The sequence below is a fragment of the Fusibacter sp. 3D3 genome (assembly GCF_001748365.1).
Classification (GTDB): domain Bacteria; phylum Bacillota; class Clostridia; order Peptostreptococcales; family Acidaminobacteraceae; genus Fusibacter_A.
On sequence record NZ_BDHH01000017.1, the window covers coordinates 61,276 to 81,794 of the forward strand.

The window sequence follows — 20,519 nt, forward strand, 5'->3', positions numbered from 1 at the left end:
GGGGAGAATTTTGAACGTCATAAGTATGCCATTTTTAGAAAAGATTGATATCAAAGCAGAAGATTTAATGAATTATGAGACTATTTTGGATGCCTTAGATGAAGGGGTGTGTTTATTTGATCATCAAGGTCATATCAAGTTCGTTAACGATCAATATTGTAAGTTGTTTAGAATGTCGAAAGAAAGAGCTGTCGATCTAAGTCTCTATAAGGGATTCAAAGATGAGCTGTCGTTAAAATGTCTGAAATTTCAAAAGAAATTTGAAGGTAAAATCAACTATCACATAGGCAATCAACTTTTTTATTCAAAATCATATCCTGTTTTTAAACAGAATGCTTTTCTAGGCGTTTTAACGACTTATGATGTTTTTAAGACAGATTATAAACCCATAGAAAGTGTTGAAAAAATGCTCGAGAATCCATTCAAAGATGAAATTATTGGAGATCATCCCACTTTTGTAAAAGAATTGGTTTTAGCGTACAAGGCTTCAAAGTCCAATACGACGATAATGATTCGTGGGGAGAGTGGTACGGGCAAAGAACTTGTGGCAAAATCAATTCACAAATGTTCTAAACGTGTGGGGATGCCATTTGTAGCGGTCAATTGTGCTGCGATCCCAGTAAATTTAATGGAATCAGAACTCTTTGGGTATGTCCAAGGTGCCTTTACAGGTGCAAACAAAAGTAAGATCGGTAAATTTGAACTTGCAAATGGCGGGACTTTATTTTTAGATGAAATTGGTGATCTGCCGTTAGATCTCCAAGCCAAACTTTTAAGGGTTATACAAGAAAGAGAAATCGAAAAGATCGGCTCTAACCACACGATTCCCATTAATGTAAGGATCATCACTGCCACACACTGTCCGCTTGAAAAAATGGTGGAAGAAGGCACTTTTAGGGCAGATTTATTCTACAGACTCAACGTAATTCCGGTTTCTTTGCCTTCGCTTAAAGAGAGAATGAGTGATATTCCAATGCTTATTCATACTTTTATGGAAACGTTTCGACTTGAAAATGAGCTGAAAACGATTTCGATCACGGATGAAGCAATGATGTGCCTCAAATCGTATGCGTGGCCTGGTAACATCCGAGAACTTAAAAATACAATTGAACGATTAGTCGTTTTATCAAGTAACTGTGAAATCACGATTAGAGATATTCCTGTGCATATTTCAGAGACTTACCAACTCTCAGAGAGTCAAAGAGCACTGGTTGAGACAAATAGTGGAGAGCTTTATACTTATGAATCCTATGATAAAGAAATCATTCGTTTGGCTCTAAAACAGTATAAAAGTTTCAATTTGGCGGGTAAAGCACTCGGATTGACCCATAAGACGGTTGCTGCAAAAGCAAGAAAGTATAATCTTGTGGATTGATGAAAACATAATAGATAGACCTACTAGTGGCTTAGTAAGGTCTATTTTTTTATACCTTACAAAAGTGTAAGGTCTATTTTTTTATACCTTACAAAAGTGTAAGGTATAAAAAAAGAAAAATGTCGCCTAAAACAGTGGATTCATTAAGGGAAAAGTATTATACTTTATAAGGGTTGTGGCTGCGTCTGCGTCTTTAGAATAGTAGATATGCTGCATGTACTAAATTAAGGAGTCTGAGAATGAATTTGATAGAATTATTAAAAATTGTAATACTTTCTATTGTGGAGGGCATCACGGAATGGTTACCAATCAGTAGTACAGGGCATATGTTGCTCGTGGATCAGTTTTTGAAAATCAATATGTCTGATGCCTTCAAGGACATGTTTTTTATGGTGATTCAGCTGGGTGCTATTATGGCCGTTGTGGTCATCTTTTGGGATAAGATGTTTCCATTTGATTTTAAGAATAAACCTGTCATAAAAAAAGAAATATTTTTCATGTGGTTTAAAGTCGTGGCAGCTTGTATTCCAGGCGCTGTAGCGGTGTTTTTGTTTGATGACTATGTCAGTGCTCATTTTGAAACACCCATTGTGATCGCGTCAATGTTGATTCTTTATGGCATTATATTTATTTTTGTAGAGAATTGGAATAAGGGGAGAACGCCTGCAATCAAAGCACTTGATGATATTACCTATAAGACAGCATTGCTTATTGGTCTTTTTCAAGTGTTATCCATCGTACCTGGAACCTCACGTTCAGGAGCAACCATTATCGGCGCTTTGATCATAGGCGTCTCCAGAACGGCAGCGGCAGAATTTACTTTTTTCCTTGCTGTACCCGCTATGCTGGGGATGAGTGCGATTAAACTGATTAAATTTGGTGTTCATTATACCCCTGCTGAAATGCTTACACTTGGCGTTGGTATGTTCGTTGCATTTATTGTTTCTGTCTTTGTCATTAAATTCTTGATGGCATACATCAAAAAACATGATTTCAAAGTGTTTGGTTGGTATCGCATTGTTTTAGGTGTGATCGTCATTGCGTATTTTAGTATGGCGCATATGTAAGTGTGGTGAAACCTAAAAGTCTTTTAGAATCAGCGATTGTCGAATTGTTGAATTTAAGAGGCTTTTTTATAATGCTTAAACTTTTATATGATACAGCCGTTAAAAAGAAAATATCATTTGCTCTTATTGTAAATAGTTGTCATCAAAAGGTTGACAATAATGATTCTTGAAGAGCTATATTTTGAGGCGTAAAATAAAGGTTTTGATCATGATAGACTATCGTTGCTGATTAGCGTTGTGATTAAAAAAAGATTGACAATGATTATTAGTCTAGATGTACTTAACTTACAAATATACATAAAATAGGAAGAAGGTTTAAGTATGAATAAAATGCTATCAAGAAATCAAGTTGATAAACTGTTAGGGGTTGATCCAAACGAAAGAATCCCAACACATGAAGAAATTAAATTGCTTCAAAAAGAGATCGAACAAGCTGAAAAAGATCTTGGATTGGAGAAGGGCGGGCTCTCTGATAAGGATTTCGCGAATATTCTCAAAAAGTTAGGATTAGATGAGGTGAGAATTTATTCTACAGATGAACTTAAAGGAAATCAGAAAGTATGATGAAGATTAAAGTTATATCATTGCTTATTTTAATGGTAATGATTTTTAGTGCGTTTGGGGTAACTTTTATGAATCCAGGAGCATATAGGAATTTAGGACTTATGTACATACCCGTTACTGGATATAGTGCCTACTATGTAAATGAATTTGTATTAAATCACAAGGGTCAAACTGTACTTCTTCCAACTGCGACGTGGTACAATTAAGTAAGAAATCCATTTGTTTTAAAATGTATATTTGTGATCTATAAATTAGAAACACATTCAGATTAGCTCTGGATGTGTTTCTTAATTTAAAGTAAAACAAGGAAAAGATGTTCTTCTTTAAAAATATAGACCATGAAGGGGTTGTCTACCAAATTAAGTGTGTCATCGCTGGTATTGAAGCCAGACTTGAAGGTTTAAAAAATCTTAGAAACCATGAAGAGCATGATAAAGCATGTGTAATAGATGGTTTTGAAGGGGATACGTTGGATTATGGGATTGCAAATTATAGCCATCAACTGGAGTGGTTAAATCAATACCTTATAAAGATTATAGCACAATCATAATATTACAAAATTCTTACAACTACTGAACTTATATATTCTAATCCTTCTATTTTTGGTATACTGAACACATCATCGTTTAGATGAAATTAATTCACGAGAGGAGTGATGTTCAATGAAAGCTAACCGCTATTCTAACATTGTCAAAACACAGGAGGTAAGATTTATTGAACTACAAAAATGCTGCAGAAATTTTACCAGCAGATCTTCTCGAGGAACTACAGAAATATACTGAAGGTACTATGATTTATATTCCTAAGTCCTCCCGAAGAAAAGCATGGGGGCTAAAGTCAGGTATACGTGCAGAACTTGATAGGCGTAATGCAGACATTTTAGCCGATTTTAAAGCAGGCAAGTCACTTGGTCTCATAGCGAATCACTATTTTATAAGTGAAGCTGCTGTTAAGAAGATTGTCTATAAAAAAACAGCTGAGAAAAAATAGTTCAATCTATTCTTTCCCTGTCGATATTTTGGCAGTCATGAGATAATGAACTTGACCGGTTAATCCAATCGAAAGGGGGCGTTTAATTTGAAAATAAAGAGGTGGCCTATACTCTAACGAGTTAGGCATCAAAGGGTCCGGCTTACGCTGGGCCCTTTAATTATACAGTGGCGTTGGTTACCGTAAAAAAATGTGATAAGTTTCCAGAGTTTAGTGCAACTCTAAATTGTGTCAAAAGGGGCGGGAACCCTTTGCTGAAGTAGTTTTTTTCACTTGGCATTAAACGCTCAATCGTTTTGTAAAAGGCATCTGTGAACACGGATTCTGGGTTATCGTGAGTAGAAAAAAGAACGTAAAGTGCAAGCATATCCTCATGACTTAACCGAAGCGAGCGAACGGCTCTGCCCAGGGAAACAGAAGCAATGGACTGTTTAATGAGTATTTCAGTAATGTTGTTGATCAGATCTTCGGGGGCCATATCATAATGATTTGCATAAAGCGTCACCACCAAAACGAGATCGTGTTCATCGTAGTGATGGCAGAAATCATTTTCTAAATTTAAGGTCTTGATATAGTATTCGCAGTACCATAAGCCTATTTCTTTCATAGGATCGTAAAACAATGGATAGTCAATCATGCCGCTGGTGATATTGGGCATATATTCACAATCGTAAGTTTTGAAAAAAAGTTCTAGTCCTGGATAAATGGTATCTGTATAGGCATCAATGGCAATTCCCAAATGCATGGATTTGAGATATTTGTAGGAGAGCTCTAGTTGAGTAAATTTTTTTTTGAGATAATTTTTACCTTCGTGATAAAAACTTGAAACGTTAAAAGTCATAAGCTTCTCAAAAGCATCGTCTATATCGTTAAACGATCTGAAATAAGCATCAATAGTGTAGACCACGCCGTTATATAAGTCTATGCCCACGTCTGTTTTAACGGAAGCGCTTTTGCCTTTTGTATACCTGAGTAGGTTGTCGCTCATGAGTTTCATAATATCAATCTGAACTTGTTCCACTTGACTTGCATCAATGCTACCTTTTTGCAAACCGTATTCAAGCATGGAAAATGTCCATTTTTCAACATTGGGAATAAACGCTGTGTAATTTGATTTTTTCATTAAAATATGAGTCAATTGAATCCTCCTAAAATTTATTGTGAATATGTCGCAAAACCTTGTCTAAATCCCGATCTCTTAAAAGTTCGATTGAACCGCCTGACTTGCCATTGTAGTATTTTACCATTAATTCAATCAGTTCATCATCGGATAGGACTTCGAACATCTCGTTTTTCATGTAATAAAAGGTTTCGATGAGATCGTCTAAAATCTCCACATAATCCGCTTGCTGGATGTAGGGGGAATCTAAAAAGGCTTCAATGATTTTACCTATGGTGGCACTACCGACTTCTATACGACCATGTGAAATCAAAGCCTGATTCCTAGCTTCGATTAGAACCAGAGCGTCTTCAGAGGTTAATTTAAGGCCATAAAGGCCAGATCGATCGTTGGATTCCAGTATTTCTTCGAGCGCTAATTTTTGAGATAAGAGTTCAAGCGAAAACATTTTTGCCTCCTCAAAATTAAATTTTAGTAAAAGCTATTGACAAACAAGGTAGTTCTATGCTAATGTATAGTAGAGTAGTGACGTTTATAATTTGCAACTCTATAATGTTATATATTATCACGAACGCTCGTTTTTTGCAAGACGGGTGTGCGTGTTTTTTTTTGCCCTTAATTAGACAATGTGATATGATTATAGCAACAGATCTCAATAAAAAGGGTTTATAGAATGGAGTGAATATATGATTTTCATAGAGAATGAACACATCAAATGTCGTGCCACGTTATCTGCAGATTTGGAGTTCGTAAAGACCGCTGAGGGTGATGCCGAGAATTCAAGATTCGTCAGTCAATGGACTGTATCACAGCATCTTGCAGCGATTGGAGATGAAGATCAGATGCACATTACTATTGAGGATTCAAAAACGGGTAAAAAGGTGGGCTATATGCTCGTTGCAGGGCTTAAAAACAATAATAACAATATAGAGCTCAGACGGATTGTCATTACGGATAAAGGACATGGCTATGGGCGTCAGGCTTTTATATTAATGAAGCAATATATTTTTGATGAGTTAAAGGCGCATCGTTTATGGTTAGATGTGAAGACCTATAACGAGAGAGGACGTCACCTCTATAAATCAGAAGGCTTTGTGGAAGAGGGCATCATGAGAGAAAGTACATTTTATAACGGACAATATGACTCTATGGTGATCATGTCGATTTTGGAGCATGAATATCGGGAATTTGTGCATATGTTGTAGGGAGGCAGATATTATGTCAAAAATAAGATGTGAATGGGCCTTGTCCCACGAGCTCAATCACGAGTATCACGACAAAGATTGGGGCGTCCCCGTACATGATGACCGAAAACTATTTGAAATGTTCAACCTTGAAGGTGCTCAGGCAGGGCTTTCGTGGCTTACGATTTTAAAGAGACGCGCAGACTATAACTGCGTCTTTGAAGATTTTGATCCCCACAAACTTGCGACATATACGGATGAACAGTTAGAAGCCATTTTACTGGATGCGCGGATTATTCGCAACCGATTAAAAGTCTTTTCAGTGAGAAGCAATGCAGTGGCTTATTTAAAGGTGGTAGAAGAATTTGGGAGCTTTGATGCTTATATCTGGCAATTCGTCGGAGGCAAGCCCATTGTAAATGCCTTTAAGCACATGAAAGAGGTGCCTGTGAGTACACCTGAAAGCGATGCTATGAGTAAAGACCTCAAAAAGAGAGGCTTTAAATTCTGTGGCACAACGATTTGTTATGCATATATGCAAGCTGTGGGTATGGTGAATGATCATACGGTGGATTGTTTTAGATATAACGAAGTGCAAATATAGGATTGAATTTTTGGACCTTTAGTGGTATAGTAAAACGATGGAATTGGCACTTTAAAATTTAATATTTACTCGTATAAGTTTGATAATAGGGTTCAAACGTTTCTACAAACTACCTTAAATAGTTACAGGCTACGGGTTCGGTAAAATTTGAGTATATCTATAGTAGGATACTGCACCTGATCAATGTAGTGTTATTGCTATATTTATATCTCAAGTTTTTCAGGAACTCTGCCTTTGGCAGAGTTTTTTTATACAACCAACATGGAACTAAACGGTTTCTTCGAAAATTAAGCTTGAAAACATCAGTGAAAATCAGGTTGTGGCATCTAAAAACAGATAAAAAGGAAAAGTGAATGGAATTATTAAAACAAAAAATTTTAAAAGAAGGCACGACAGTGGGACCTGAAATCCTAAAGGTGGATTCTTTCTTAAATCACCAAATGGATATTAGGCTCATGCAAGAGATCGGTAAGGAATTTCACAGACGCTTTAAAGATCATCAAATCACTAAGATTTTAACGATTGAAGCTTCTGGAATTGGTATCGCCTCTATTGCGGCAATTTATTTTGACGTCCCTGTGGTATTTGCTAAGAAAGTACAATCTAAGAATTTAGATGCAGAGACGTACAAAAGCAGTGTGTATTCTTTTACTAAAGAAGCTTATTATGATGTCAAAGTTTCAAAACGCTATTTATCCAGTGATGATCACATCTTAATTTTGGATGATTTCTTGGCGAATGGACGTGCGGCACTTGGACTCATTGAGATTCTTGAGCAAGCAGGCGCCACTTTAGAGGGCGTCGGGATTGTGATTGAAAAGGGATTTCAAGAAGGTGGGCAAATTTTGAGAGATAAGCATATCCACTTAGAATCTTTGGCAATTGTAAATCGTTTTGAAGATGGAAAAATCACTTTTATCGAACAAAAGCAAACGCGTTAACTTAGGAGGAGAAGAGTAAATGAAAAAAATATTATCATTAATGGTCGTCTTTATGCTAATCTTTGCAATGACAGGATGTTCATCAAAACCAGCAGAACCAGCAGCTGATGCAGAAAAACCGGCAGAGCCCGCACAAGCAGAGTCTACAGCGACAGAACCTGTAGCTTCAACAATCGCGCCAGAAGATTTAACCGTTGGTTTTATCTATGTTGGCCCAATTGGTGATGGCGGTTACACTTATGCACATGATCAAGGCCGTTTATATTTAGAAGAAAAATTAGGTGTAAAAACCATCTATAAAGAGTCTGTTCCTGAGACTCAAGAAGTAGAACAAGAGATCAGAAATATGGTAGACCAAGGGGCTAAAGTTATTTTCGCAACAAGCTTTGGACATATGGACTACACTGAAAAAATGTCTAAAGAATTTCCTGAAGTTGCATTTTTCCATTGCTCAGGTTACAAAACAACTGAAAACATGTCCAGTTATTTTGGTAGAATGTACGAAGCGAGATATCTTTCGGGTATCGTTGCGGGCATGAAAACAGAGACTGACGAAATTGGCTATGTCGCTGCATTCGCAATTCCTGAAGTAATCAGAGGCATCAATGCCTTTACATTAGGGGTTCAATCTGTCAATCCAGATGCAACTGTGAAAGTGGTTTGGACTTCAACTTGGTATGATCCAGCAAAAGAAAAAGAAGCGGCAATTTCACTGTTAGATCAAGGGGTAGATATCATCGCTCAACATCAAGATACAACAGGACCTCAACAAGCGGCTGAAGAAAGAGGCGCATTCTCAATCGGTTACAATACTGACATGAGCACTATGGCACCTAAAGCCTACATGACAGCACCGGTTTGGAACTGGGGTCCATACTATACAGCACAAGTTCAAAGCGTTTTGGAGGGTACATTTAAATCCGAAGCGTACTGGGGTGGTATGGAAGATGATGTCGTAAAACTTGCGCCACTTACAGAAAATGCACCTGCTGGTGCTGGTGAAGCTGTTGATGCGGCAACTGCTAAGATTTTAGACGGCTCTTTAGTGGTATTTACAGGCCCTATTTTAAATCAAGCGGGGGAAGTCGCTGTAGAAGAAGGTAAATCTTTAACAGACGAAGAAATGCTAAACATGATGTGGTTTGTCAAAGGTGTAGAAGGTAAAATCGAATAGATAGGAGCTCACGATGCAACAAGAAGTTTTCGTGCAAATGAACAATATTTGTAAAACTTTTGGGTCGGTTAGAGCTAATTACAATATCAATTTTAGTGTAAATAAAGGTGAGATTCACGCATTGCTCGGTGAAAACGGTGCAGGCAAGAGTACACTTATGAACATGCTGTCAGGTATTTACAAGCCTGACAGCGGTTCTGTTTTTATACATGGTAAAGCAGTTAAGTTCAATTCCCCAAAAGACGCCATCAATCAAAAGATCGGTATGATCCATCAGCATTACAAACTCGTAGAGGTGCAGTCAGCCAAGGCAAATATCATTCTTGGACAGGCTGGATCACTTTTTGTTAATGAGAAGAAAATCAGTTCAGAAATAAAAGCGATATCAGAAAACTATGGCATTCCAATAGATCCTGATAAAAAAGTATACAATATGTCAATCGGCGAAAAACAATCTGTCGAAATATTGAAAGTTTTATATCAAGGAGCAGACATTCTCATTATGGATGAACCCACAGCGGTTCTAACACCTCAAGAGACAGAAAAACTCTTCAAAATTATAAAAAACATGGCCAAAGAAGGCTGTGCAGTGATCATTATCACGCATAAACTCCATGAAGTCATGGCGATTTCAGATCGCGTAACGGTACTTCATAAGGGCACAACAGTGGCCACTGTAAAAACAAAAGCATCTTCACCAAAAGAATTGACGGATCTCATGGTTGGGAAAGCGGTCAATCTCTCCATTAAAAGACCACAAGTGAATCGCGGCAATGCGGCTTTAAAAATAGCGGACTTAGTCGCCTATGATCAAGACAAAGTAAAAGTGCTTGATGGTGTAAGCTTTGATCTTTTTGAAGGGGAAATTCTTGGCGTAGCAGGCGTTGTGGGAAGTGGTCAAAAGGAACTCTGTGAGGCTATTGCGGGTCTTTATGCGGTGAACTCGGGTTCTATTACGTATAACGCTGAAAATATTTTGGGGCTTTCACCAAGGGCGATTATAAAACGTGGGATAACGATGAGCTTTATTCCTGAAGATCGTCTGGGTATGGGACTAGTGGCCTCTATGGATATGGTCGATAATTATTTGTTGAAAGCGCATCATAATCAAACAGGTATTTTTTTAAAGCGCAAACCGATTATGGCCAAATGTGAGCATATGATCAATCAACTTGAGATTAAAACACCAGGCATTCATCATCCCATCAAGCAGTTATCGGGTGGGAATATACAAAAGGTCCTCATTGGCCGCGAAATTGAAACGAATCCACATGTACTCATTACCGCTTATGCAGTTAGGGGCCTTGATATAGGTGCATCTCATACCATTTATGACCTCATCAATGATCAAAAACAAAAAGGGGTTGCAGTCCTCTTTATCGGTGAGGATCTTGATGTGTTACTAGAACTTTGTGATCGCATTATGGTGCTTTGTGATGGTAAAATCACAGGGATCGTAAAAGCGGATGCGGTGACCAAGGAAGAGCTAGGTTTAATGATGGCAGGGGAGGCGATATCGTGTTAAGAATGGTCAAACGAACAGATATGACGTCTGACAAGGCAGCTTTAATCCGCGTTTTTTCAATTTTATGTGCACTTTTTACAGCGGGCCTTTTCATTGCAATTATGGGTCATAATCCGATACACGTATTTTCATCTATGTTTATGGGGGCATTTGGATCGGTTTTTAGGATTAAGGACACCTTAACCATCTCAATCCCCTTAATCTTGACTTCCGTTGGCATCATGATCGCTTTTAAAATGAAATTTTGGAACATCGGTGGTGAAGGTCAGATTTTAATGGGTGCATTTTTTGCAAGTTTTATTGCCCTGAATTTTGACTCAGTACCCAAACCGCTTTTACTTCTGATGATGTTCATAGCGGGTTTTATTGGCGGTGGCTTATGGGCCTTGTTGCCTGCATTTTTAAAAGTCAAATTTGATACGAATGAAACGATTATTACTTTGATGCTCAACTATATTGCCATCAAGTGGATCACATACTTGCAGTATGGGCCTTGGAAAGATCCAAAATCTATGGGATTTCCAAAAATTGCGAACTTTTCTGACGCTGCTATTTTACCTAAAATTTTAGGGGTTCATGCGGGATGGCTCATCACTTTAGTCATCGTTGTTGTGGTCGCTGTTATGATGAAATATTCCAAAAAAGGTTATGAGATCGCGGTGGTAGGCGAGAGCATAGATACCGCTAAATATTCTGGGATCAATGTGAACAGAGTGATTTTGAGTGCGCTTTTTGTCAGTGGCGGTCTTTGTGGTATCGTGGGTATGATGGAGGCTTCGGCCGTTAATCAGACGCTCACAGCCTCACTTTCTGCGGGTTATGGTTATACGGCGATTATCACCACATGGCTTTCTGCGCTTAATGCCGCTGTGATTATCCCTGTATCGATCTTGTTTGCGGCTATGATCAAAGGCGGCAGTTTCATTCAGACGGCTTTTCAAATTCCACAAGCAGCTGCGGATGTTCTACAAAGCATTATTCTTTTCTTTGTCATTGGCAGTGAGTTCTTTGTTCAGTATAAATTAGTGCCTAAATCGAGTAAAAAGGAGGAACGCACATGATAACTGCATTTTTTACTGCTGTGATTATTGCGGGGACACCGTTACTTTTTGCAACGCTTGGTGAGCTTATCACTGAAAAAGCAGGCCACCTGAATTTAGGTGTTGAGGGGATGATGCTCATAGGAGCTGTTGCGGGATTTGGTGTGGGACTTTACACTTCAAATCCGATTTTTGCGATGATCGCTGCTATGATTGCAGGTGCAGCCTCTGCTCTCATTTATGGGTTTTTAACGGTGACTTTAAGAGCTAATCAAGTTGTTTCAGGGCTTTCCCTCACAATTTTCGGAACAGGCCTATCCAGTTATATCGGTACAGCTTTCGTGGGGCAAAAACTATCCGAAGGTATCATCAATTTTTATAACCCTGTGGCAATTCCGCTATTGTCTGAGATACCTTTTATTGGACAAATTGTATTTAATCAGGATATTTTTATATACTTCGGCTATTTATTAGCGGTTTTAGTGGGCATTTATCTCTATAAAACGAGATTGGGACAGAATTTAGTTGCTGTGGGTGAAAATCCTGCGGCTGCAGATGCGTCTGGCATCAACGTCAATTTGTATAAGTATGTCCACATTTTAATGGGAGGTGCTTTATGCGGATTAGGGGGCGCTTATTTATCCATCGTTGAAGTGCCTCAATGGCAGGATAACATTACTGCTGGTAGAGGCTGGATCGCCATAGCGTTGGTGATTTTTTGCAAATGGAATCCTTATAAAGCGCTTTTCGGAGCCTATTTATTTGGCGGGCTCAGTATTATTGGTTTTCGTCTGCAACAATTTAACATTTCACAAAATCTTCTGGATATGTTACCCTATTTAGTAACTATTATTGTTTTGGTACTGAGTTCTGTTAAACATTCTAAAGAAAGTGCACCGCCTCAAGGTCTAAGTGTGCCTTATTTTAGAGAAGAACGATAAAATCATTAGTTTTCGTCCAGCTTAGAGTCAGGAATGTTCAACCTGCTCTAAGCGGTTAGACGAAAACGTGTCCAGCAAAACGAAGTGTAGGCGGACAATGATAAAATTGTTTTTTTCAGATTTCTGAACCAGAACGCAAACCTAGAACGAGAGCCTAGGAGGTATAAGAGATCATGGGTTATGGCCTTGTGATTCAAAAAAACAGAAATGAATTGTTTGAAAATTTGGCAAAAAAAGACCAGCGTGTGGTTGTAGACACTTATCCCGTAAAATATATGGACCTTAGACCTTATCTATACAGTAGTACAATATATGATTTTGAGGTTTCTCATGTGGATGAGATGCTCAAGGCAATCTGTTACAATCAGTTGCCGCCTACTATTTTTTTGGGAGCCTCTGAATGCAATAACGAAAAGATAGAATCGCTTTTAGACAGAGGCATCCCTTATGAAAAATTGCCAATTATGATCGCAACTTCATCATCTCTCGTCAATTCCAGTGCATCCGATCATCTGTTTAACACAATTCAGGTTAAAAGTGATGATGCGTTGAGAAAATGGTGTAAGGTAATTGCAGAGGGCATGTTTAACAATCCGGAGATGGATCTTTCACACATGATCCAATTGTTTACTCATGCACTTGAAGATTCAAGGTATATTTTGGCATTAGGGTATGCTGGTGATATTGCAGTATCGGCTGGTATCGGTTATATCTGTCAATATGATGAGCAGACGACTGTAGGAAGCCTTTTTATGATTGCCACAGTTGACGCATATCGAGGAAGAGGGTATGGTTCAAAGCTGACGTACGCACTGACTAAAGCTCTATTAAATCAAGGGGCTACTTTTTCAGTACTGGATGCATCAGAAATGGGCGCCTCAATATATATCCAAATGGGGTATGAACCCGTCGGGTATTCTTATCGATTTTATCCAAATCATATTTGAGGGAGGTAGTAGGATGGAAAATTTATTAGAAGCACATGTGGCCGTTTTGGCCAATGTGAGTAACATGTTTCAAGAGGATTTTGGGGTGGCAATAGCAGATAAAGAGAAGTTTATTGCCTATTTTCCAGCAAGTGACATTGATTTGAAAACGAAAACAGGTGATCGTTTAAAGCCAGAAGAAGCTTTATATAAGACCATTTATTCTGGTATCGCGGTTAATGAAATTGTCCCAATGGAAATTTATGGGGTGCCTTTTCGAGCGATTACTTATCCAATAAAGGATAGCAATGGACAAATCGTGGGTGGTGTTGGTATCTCTAAAAATATTGAACATCTCAAAAAGATAGAATCTGCATCAGCAGATTTGTTTGTCACACTTGAAGCCACAACAGATAATGTCATGAAGGTAAATGATGGCATGCAATCTTTGTTTTCAATGATCTCTGAGGTCGTAGATGTCAGTCAACTCCTGGCATCATCCGTAAAAGAAAGTGATCAAATTATGTCGCTGATCAAAAAAGTGGCGAAACAGACGAATATGTTAGGCTTGAATGCTGCTATAGAAGCTTCAAGAGCAGGAACTCATGGTAGAGGATTTACAGTGGTTGCAGAAGAAATGAGAAATCTTGCGCTGGTCAGTGCCGATTCATCTGAAAAAGTTTCTGCAACGCTTTTGGAAATGAATCACTTGATCACTAGAATTGTTGAGCAGATGTCAAAGATAGAGCATGTATCCAAAGAACAAGTTATAGCAACTGAGGATATGGCGGCAGCTCTTGAAGAAATAACAGCAACATCAGAAATCCTCACGGATTTAACACATTTATAAAATACTCTAACGATAGCGTATCAAAAGCCAATATTAATTCACAAGAAATTTACTTGTCCTAACATCAATTTTACATGAGTCGTATTTTCTCCTAACAAGAATTGTCTATACTGAACCAGAACGTGAAGAACTGTTCGAGGTAGATAATTTACGATTTAGGGAGGAAACATGAAAACTTTATTTAAGAAAATGATTGCAAGCTTATTGGTGTTAACGCTCATGATTGGGGGTTCGTTTGCACTTAGTTACGTGAATCCAGCGGCTCAAGCAATTACTACGGATAACACTTGGAGTGGATCAGCACCGAAATATGTCTTTCTATTTATTGGTGATGGTATGAGTTATCCGCAGTTTACAGCTGCTAGTGATTATCTAGGCGCTGTTGCTTCTGAAGGCAAAAAAGTAGAGAGTAAGAACTTAGGCTTTACTGAATTTCCAGTGACAGGTTCTGCAATGACATTTGATTCATCTTCATTTTGTCCAGATTCAGCTTCTACAGCAACTTCAATATCTACTGGATTTAAGACGTTAAGTGGAGTCATCAACATGGATGAGCAAAAATCAATTGCCTATGAGACCATTTCAGAAAAACTTAAAAAACAAAAAGGTTATAAAGTAGGCGTAATTTCTTCAGTGCCGATTAACCATGCAACACCAGCTGCATTTTATGCACATCAAGCTTCAAGAAACAATTACTATGATATCGCACTTGAACTTGTAAACAGTGATTTTGATTACTTTGGAGGTGGAGGATTCCTTCAACAAACAGGAAAAGCCAGCGACAAAAAAGATATTTTAGAAATTGCAAAAGAAAAGGGTTACACCGTAGCGAATACAAAAGAGAGCATTTTAGGTCTTACAGCAGCATCTGGGAAAGTAATCGCAATCAATCCTGAACTTGTGGGTAGCGCATTGCCTTACGAAATTGACAGAAAAGCAGGTGAATTATCGCTTGCAGACTTCACGAGAAAAGGCATCGACACACTTTACAATGAAACGGGCTTCTTCATGATGGTTGAAGGCGGTAAAATTGACTGGGCTTGTCATGCCAACGATGCTATGGCAAGTATTAAAGATACCATTGCATTTAATGATGCCGTATCAGAAGCTGTTAAATTCTATGAAAAATATCCTGATGATACACTGATCATCGTAACAGGTGACCATGAAACCGGTGGTTTGACAATCGGATTTGCGGGGACTAAATACGGCACTTATTTAGACAATTTATCAAATCAAGACAGTTCATATGAAGTGTTTGATAAGTCAATTGAGACTTATAGAACCAATAAAACACCTTTTGAAACCGTTCTTAAAGACATCAAGGCTCAATTTGGTCTTATGACTCAAACGGATGTAGATGCAAGTAAAAATGCTGAAATGGTACTTTCAGATTATGAATACAAGAAATTGAAAAGCGCGTACGATATGAGTATGATCGCAAAAGCAGATCGCAAGACAGGTGAAGAAGAATATTTGTTATATGGTGGATATGAACCTCTTTCGATTGCAGTGACGCATCTTTTAAACAACAAATCAGGTATTGGCTGGACATCGTATTCACATACAGGTGTTCCAGTAGCAGTATTTGCAAATGGAAAAGGATCGCATTTATTTAATGGCTACTATGACAATACAGATCTATTTGTTAAATTAAAAGCTTTAACAAATGTTAAATAGTCGACCATGAAGATTTTAAGTAAACTTTTTTTAAACAAACATTTTTTACCCACACTTTTCACAATGGGATTAGCAATTGTTTTATTGCTAATCCCCAATCCTTTTGAGCAAGACCTCTATCAAAATACCGAACGTGTGCCTGCGAGAGTCCTTGAGACGGATAATAGCATGATGAGAAGTTCTGGTATTATTCAAACAGGGGAACAAACTTGTAAAGTTGAAATTTTAAAGGGTCAGTTTAAAGGGTCGGTCTTTGAAGGCACGAATTTGTTGATGGGAAAATTGGAATTTGATAAAGTCTTTATCCCTGGGGATAGAGTTTTTTGTGTGATCGATTACGATGAAACGGGCATTAAGTATATCAATTTAATCGATCACTATAGATTAGATCTTGAACTTATTCTTGTGGTTTTATTTGGACTTGCGTTGGTTAGTTTTTCGGGACTAATTGGTCTTAGATCTATTTTGTCTTTTTTAGTGACCATTTTAATGATTTGGAAGGTATTGATTCCTTTGTTTTTAATGGGATACAACCCAATTGTTATTGCCTTGATTGCCACGATTACTTTGACGGTTTGCATTATTTCTATGGTATTTGGTATGGACAGAAGAAGCCTTGCAGCTATATTGGGATCAATTTTGGGGACTTTACTCACAGCGGTTCTTGCGATTGTGTTTGTGAGCCGTTTTAAAATTCACGGTGCCATCATGAATTACTCTGAGAGTTTGCTCTATTCAGGCTATCAGAATTTACAACTCACCCAAATTTTTATAGCCAGTATTTTCATAGCATCATCGGGTGCTCTGATGGATGTGGCGGTTGATATCACATCAGCCGTTCATGAACTCATGGAAAAAAATCCAATGCTGTCGAAAAAGGAAGCCATAAAATCGGGGTTGAATGTTGGCAGGTCCGTTATGGGTACCATGACAACCACGCTCTTACTTGCCTATTCTGGTGGGTATATTGCACTATTGATGGTCTTCACCGCTCAGGGCACACCAATACTCAATATCTTTAACCTCAAGTATGTTTCATCAGAAATTTTGCATACGCTTGTGGGGAGTTTTGGGCTTGTGACTGTGGCACCGTTCACAGCCATCACAAGTGGCTTGTTACTGGGGAAGCACGTAGAAAGTGTATCAGAAGCAGAAGCTCAAGCTCAAGCTCAAGCTCAAGGCGAACATGTATTGGACAGTCGTATTTAGCTCAAAGAGATGATTAGGGTATTGGTAATGAATTGTTCATACAAAAGCCCCAATATTCTAATCATTTGTTAATGAATTTCCGAAAAATTTGTGTTAATATGAGGAGTGTTATCATATATTTCAGGAGGTTTATTCATGGCTAATGAAAAAATAAAGAATAGGATCAGTACAAAAGTTGTTAAAATTACGATATTTTTAATACTTATACTTCTTGTGTTTACATCTGGTATGACTTATTACACTTTGACGGACGAACTCAATAAGAGGATGGTCAATATTGCAAATGGTGTGACAGAAGCAGTTGCTTTAAGATTCGACGAAACGACACTTGAGCAATTGATGCAGGCAAACAGCAAAGAAAGTCCAGCATATGAACGCACTAAAGAGAATCTAATGGTGGTTGGGGATGCAGCTGCTGTTAAATTTTTGCACATTGTTGTAAAAACCGATACGGGATACGCTTACTTAGTGGATGATCTCACGGATCAAGAGGGTTCAGTCCCTTTTTTAGACCCTGTAGAATCAGAATATGCTTCAAAGTATAAAGAAGTCTCAAATACAAAAAAACCGATCTTTGGAGACTTTGAGAAATATCAAAATATGCTTTTATTTGTCAATTACTTTCCCGTTTTCGACAGTCAAAATCAAGTAATTGCCTATTTAGGTGTAGATTTTGATGTGACGGACGAGATGAAAGAGACTGTGAGTACGTTTATTAAGATGATTTTTTTTACCGTGATTGCTTTGATTTTAATCGGTATTATTTTGACATTGCTGATCAACAGAGCTTTGCGTCCAATTAAAACATTGGCAGATGATTGCAATAGACTTGCGCAGTTCGATTTATCTCAAGATATATATACCCACTACAAAGGGGAATTTAAGTATCTAGCGGATGCATTAGCGAGCCTTCAAATCAATAATAAAGCGCTTATCACAAAGGTTCAAAATATTTCAAATAGTATCAGTGACAACTTTACAGCGGTTCAGGAATCCAGTCATACCATTTCGGGCATGATTGAAGAGACAACGGCAGCTCTTGGTGAAAATGCTGAAAATATAAGTGTTCAGGTTTCTAATATGGAAAATCTTTCACGGGATAGTATGACGCTTTCTGACCATGTTACAGATATGTCTAAAGCCGTCGCAATGGCGATTAAAGACGGTGAAGATGTGAAGAAGAGTACCGAAACATCTAGTAGACAAATGAACCATATGAAATCGCAATTTTCTGAGACAGAAGAAGGCTTTAGTCTATTAAATCACAAAATGAACGATCTCTTTGAAAAATCAGGTGCAATCTTGAGTATTATAGAAACCATTAGAAGTATCGCAGGACAGACCAATTTGCTTGCATTAAATGCTTCTATTGAGGCAGCAAGGGCAGGTGAGCAAGGCAGAGGTTTTGCAGTTGTCGCTGAGGAAATTAGAAAACTTGCGGAAGAATCTGGGCAGTCTGTGTCAAAAATTGATGTGATTATCAAAACCGTGCTAGATGAAATCAAAGCTTCAAATGAAATTACAAGTAAAAATCATGGACTGATTATTGATTCAAATCAAGAAATTAAAAGTACAATAGAACAGTATACGGTCACAGAACAATATATCAATGAAATCCTTTCAAACGTATTGTCACTTGAGGGTAAAATCAGTTCCATAACACAGTTGCAATCTGGTGTGGTGAAAAATACAGAAAAAATACGTTCGATCTCTAATAAGAATGCTGCTAATATTGAGAACATAAATGCGGCCTCTCAAGAGGAAAGTGCAAATGTGGAAGAAATCACAGCAAGTATAGATTCGCTTAATACCATGATGAATGAACTCAATGACCTCGTTGGGACCTATAAAATTTAAATGCCAGAACAGGTCTGTTATCAGCAGACTGAAGGACAATGATGTCACTAAGGGACCGAGCATTTTTAGCGGTCCTTTAATTTGATTGTATGAATCATGATATGATAGAATGGTAAGAGCGTATTGAAAAATGAGGATGGTAATTGTATGAGATTAGAAGCATTAGATGTTTTTCCAGTTTTGGAGACTGAACGGTTGATACTCACAAAGATTGAACCTTTCTATTTAGAATCTTTCTATGAAATTTTTTCTAAGGAGAAAGTTATGGAGAAGTATGGTATGTTTCCCATAACGGAACTCAAAGACGGAGCGTGGTTTATTGAACGCTTTAATGACAGTTTTAAAAATAAGCGCTCTATTAGATGGGGGCTTATTTTAAAATCAAATCATAAGTTGATTGGAACTTGCGGTTTTCATGGTTTTAATGAATTGTCCTCTCGTGCTGAAATGGGCTATGAGCTCGACGATCAATATTGGCATAAGGGCTTGATGCGTGAAGCGTTAGAGGCGATTATTAAGTGGGGTTTCACCACATTTGAGCTCAATCGAATTGAAGCCCTTATCTATCCAGACAATGTGGCAAGTGAGCAAATCGTCATAAGAAATGGGTTTGTGTTTGAAGGGTGTTTAAGACAATATGCATATTTTAGAAATGTCTACCAGGACTTAAATATGTATAGCTTATTAAAAGAGGAGTGGCTGATACATGAAAATATTAGTAGCAGGGGATAGTATTTCCGAAGGCATCACAGGTGTGAGCTATCTCAAAAAATTAGAACAACTTATGCCAGACTGTGAATTTGTGAATTTGGGTCTCGGTGGTGATACGATCATCGGTATCGGAAATCGCATCCTAGAACATTTGAAAACAACTTCTGATTATGATATCATCATTCTTGAAGCGGGTCATAATGATATTTTATTGCCAATTTTTGAGCAAAATGAATTTATGTTTAAGATGACGGCATTTACGCTTAGAACACGTGGCAGTATTCCCATTAAAGATCCTGAAATTTTTAAAGGCACGTATCTATCTACGCTTAGAGCTATTCGTAAACTGTCCAGTGCAAAGCTGTTTGTATCCACTCTATCGTGTATAAATGAAGATTTAACCGCAATTAGCAATATAAAACGGACACTTTACAATCAAAAAATTCGAAAACTTGTTGAAGAATTTAATGCAAATACCTCTGAAGCGTATGAAGAGATTATCATTATTGAAATTGCAGATGTATTCAATCACTACTTAAGTGAACAACCTCAAACTTCCTATTTGCTCAATAATTACTTCAGTGCTTTCATAAAAGATGCACACAATAATATTACTGAGACTGCTGCAGATGCTTTGAGTGGCGAACGCAACCTAAATCTCACAATAGATGGTGTACATTTAAATTCAAAAGGCGCCCACATCTACAGCCATTTATTTTATCAAACCATTAAGTCTGCATTGATGTAGGCTTTTTTTTGCC

General features: G+C 37.8%; 21 protein-coding genes and 1 riboswitch. Of the genes, 19 read left to right on the top strand and 2 right to left on the bottom strand.

The window, feature by feature from the left end:
• Positions 1–10: 10 nt before the first annotated feature.
• The 5 genes from F3D3_RS17460 (at position 11) to F3D3_RS17485 (ending at position 3,996) form a co-directional block, all read left to right on the top strand.
• On the top strand, positions 11–1,375 hold the full coding sequence (locus tag F3D3_RS17460) for a sigma-54-dependent Fis family transcriptional regulator (RefSeq protein WP_069875741.1): 1,365 nt from the start codon (positions 11–13) through the stop codon (positions 1,373–1,375).
• Between the two features lie 239 nt (positions 1,376–1,614).
• Positions 1,615–2,442 (top strand): undecaprenyl-diphosphate phosphatase, encoded by an 828-nt coding sequence (locus tag F3D3_RS17465; RefSeq protein ID WP_374700086.1) that lies wholly within the window; start codon positions 1,615–1,617, stop codon positions 2,440–2,442.
• 321 nt (positions 2,443–2,763) lie between these two features.
• The gene (locus tag F3D3_RS17470; protein ID WP_069875743.1) at positions 2,764–3,006 is read left to right on the top strand and encodes a hypothetical protein; all 243 of its coding nucleotides are present in this window, start codon (positions 2,764–2,766) and stop codon (positions 3,004–3,006) included.
• A gap of 313 nt (positions 3,007–3,319) precedes the next feature.
• Positions 3,320–3,556, top strand: coding sequence for a hypothetical protein (locus tag F3D3_RS17480; protein WP_069875745.1), 237 nt, complete (start codon positions 3,320–3,322; stop codon positions 3,554–3,556).
• A 164-nt stretch (positions 3,557–3,720) separates the two neighbouring features.
• On the top strand, positions 3,721–3,996 hold the full coding sequence (locus tag F3D3_RS17485) for a CD3324 family protein (RefSeq protein ID WP_069875746.1): 276 nt from the start codon (positions 3,721–3,723) through the stop codon (positions 3,994–3,996).
• Between the two features lie 160 nt (positions 3,997–4,156).
• On the opposite strand, the gene F3D3_RS17490 is transcribed toward F3D3_RS17485, so the two are convergent.
• Both F3D3_RS17490 and F3D3_RS17495 read right to left on the bottom strand, forming a co-directional pair.
• Positions 4,157–5,134 carry a DUF6179 domain-containing protein gene (locus F3D3_RS17490; protein ID WP_069875747.1) on the bottom strand — a complete coding sequence of 326 codons (978 nt, stop codon included), beginning with the start codon at positions 5,132–5,134 and terminating at the stop codon, positions 4,157–4,159.
• A 10-nt stretch (positions 5,135–5,144) separates the two neighbouring features.
• Entirely contained in the window at positions 5,145–5,564 is a 420-nt protein-coding gene (locus F3D3_RS17495) for a DUF6323 family protein (RefSeq protein WP_069875748.1), read from the bottom strand.
• Positions 5,565–5,802: 238 nt separating this feature from the next.
• Between F3D3_RS17495 and F3D3_RS17500 the strand changes: the two genes are divergently transcribed.
• The 14 genes from F3D3_RS17500 (at position 5,803) to F3D3_RS17565 (ending at position 20,506) form a co-directional block, all read left to right on the top strand.
• Positions 5,803–6,321, top strand: coding sequence for a GNAT family N-acetyltransferase (locus tag F3D3_RS17500; protein WP_069875749.1), 519 nt, complete (start codon positions 5,803–5,805; stop codon positions 6,319–6,321).
• A gap of 13 nt (positions 6,322–6,334) precedes the next feature.
• The gene (locus F3D3_RS17505; RefSeq protein ID WP_069875750.1) at positions 6,335–6,904 is read left to right on the top strand and encodes a DNA-3-methyladenine glycosylase I; all 570 of its coding nucleotides are present in this window, start codon (positions 6,335–6,337) and stop codon (positions 6,902–6,904) included.
• Positions 6,905–6,953: 49 nt separating this feature from the next.
• Positions 6,954–7,056: riboswitch (purine riboswitch) on the top strand.
• Between the two features lie 201 nt (positions 7,057–7,257).
• A complete protein-coding gene (locus F3D3_RS17510) occupies positions 7,258–7,845 on the top strand; it encodes a xanthine phosphoribosyltransferase (RefSeq protein ID WP_069875751.1) in 588 nt (195 codons plus the stop codon).
• Between the two features lie 19 nt (positions 7,846–7,864).
• Positions 7,865–9,019, top strand: coding sequence for a BMP family ABC transporter substrate-binding protein (locus F3D3_RS17515; protein WP_069875752.1), 1,155 nt, complete (start codon positions 7,865–7,867; stop codon positions 9,017–9,019).
• 13 nt (positions 9,020–9,032) lie between these two features.
• The gene (locus tag F3D3_RS17520) at positions 9,033–10,544 is read left to right on the top strand and encodes an ABC transporter ATP-binding protein (RefSeq protein ID WP_069875753.1); all 1,512 of its coding nucleotides are present in this window, start codon (positions 9,033–9,035) and stop codon (positions 10,542–10,544) included.
• Positions 10,538–11,605, top strand: coding sequence for an ABC transporter permease (locus F3D3_RS17525; RefSeq protein WP_069875754.1), 1,068 nt, complete (start codon positions 10,538–10,540; stop codon positions 11,603–11,605). Before F3D3_RS17520 ends, F3D3_RS17525 begins: the two co-directional genes overlap by 7 nt.
• Positions 11,602–12,525, top strand: a complete 924-nt coding sequence (locus F3D3_RS17530) for an ABC transporter permease (protein ID WP_069875755.1) — start codon at positions 11,602–11,604, stop codon at positions 12,523–12,525. Before F3D3_RS17525 ends, F3D3_RS17530 begins: the two co-directional genes overlap by 4 nt.
• A gap of 173 nt (positions 12,526–12,698) precedes the next feature.
• Positions 12,699–13,472 carry a GNAT family N-acetyltransferase gene (locus F3D3_RS17535; RefSeq protein WP_069875756.1) on the top strand — a complete coding sequence of 258 codons (774 nt, stop codon included), beginning with the start codon at positions 12,699–12,701 and terminating at the stop codon, positions 13,470–13,472.
• A gap of 13 nt (positions 13,473–13,485) precedes the next feature.
• The gene (locus F3D3_RS25010) at positions 13,486–14,301 is read left to right on the top strand and encodes a methyl-accepting chemotaxis protein (protein WP_069875757.1); all 816 of its coding nucleotides are present in this window, start codon (positions 13,486–13,488) and stop codon (positions 14,299–14,301) included.
• A gap of 168 nt (positions 14,302–14,469) precedes the next feature.
• On the top strand, positions 14,470–15,981 hold the full coding sequence (locus tag F3D3_RS17545) for an alkaline phosphatase (RefSeq protein WP_069875758.1): 1,512 nt from the start codon (positions 14,470–14,472) through the stop codon (positions 15,979–15,981).
• Between the two features lie 6 nt (positions 15,982–15,987).
• Positions 15,988–17,190, top strand: coding sequence for a YibE/F family protein (locus F3D3_RS17550; RefSeq protein ID WP_069875759.1), 1,203 nt, complete (start codon positions 15,988–15,990; stop codon positions 17,188–17,190).
• Between the two features lie 135 nt (positions 17,191–17,325).
• A complete protein-coding gene (locus tag F3D3_RS17555) occupies positions 17,326–19,047 on the top strand; it encodes a methyl-accepting chemotaxis protein (RefSeq protein WP_069875760.1) in 1,722 nt (573 codons plus the stop codon).
• 147 nt (positions 19,048–19,194) lie between these two features.
• Positions 19,195–19,779: a GNAT family N-acetyltransferase gene (locus F3D3_RS17560; protein ID WP_069875761.1), complete on the top strand. Its 585-nt coding sequence runs from the start codon at positions 19,195–19,197 to the stop codon at positions 19,777–19,779.
• The gene (locus tag F3D3_RS17565; protein WP_069875762.1) at positions 19,754–20,506 is read left to right on the top strand and encodes an SGNH/GDSL hydrolase family protein; all 753 of its coding nucleotides are present in this window, start codon (positions 19,754–19,756) and stop codon (positions 20,504–20,506) included. The genes F3D3_RS17560 and F3D3_RS17565 overlap by 26 nt, the downstream gene beginning before the upstream one ends.
• The last annotated feature ends 13 nt before the right edge of the window (positions 20,507–20,519 follow it).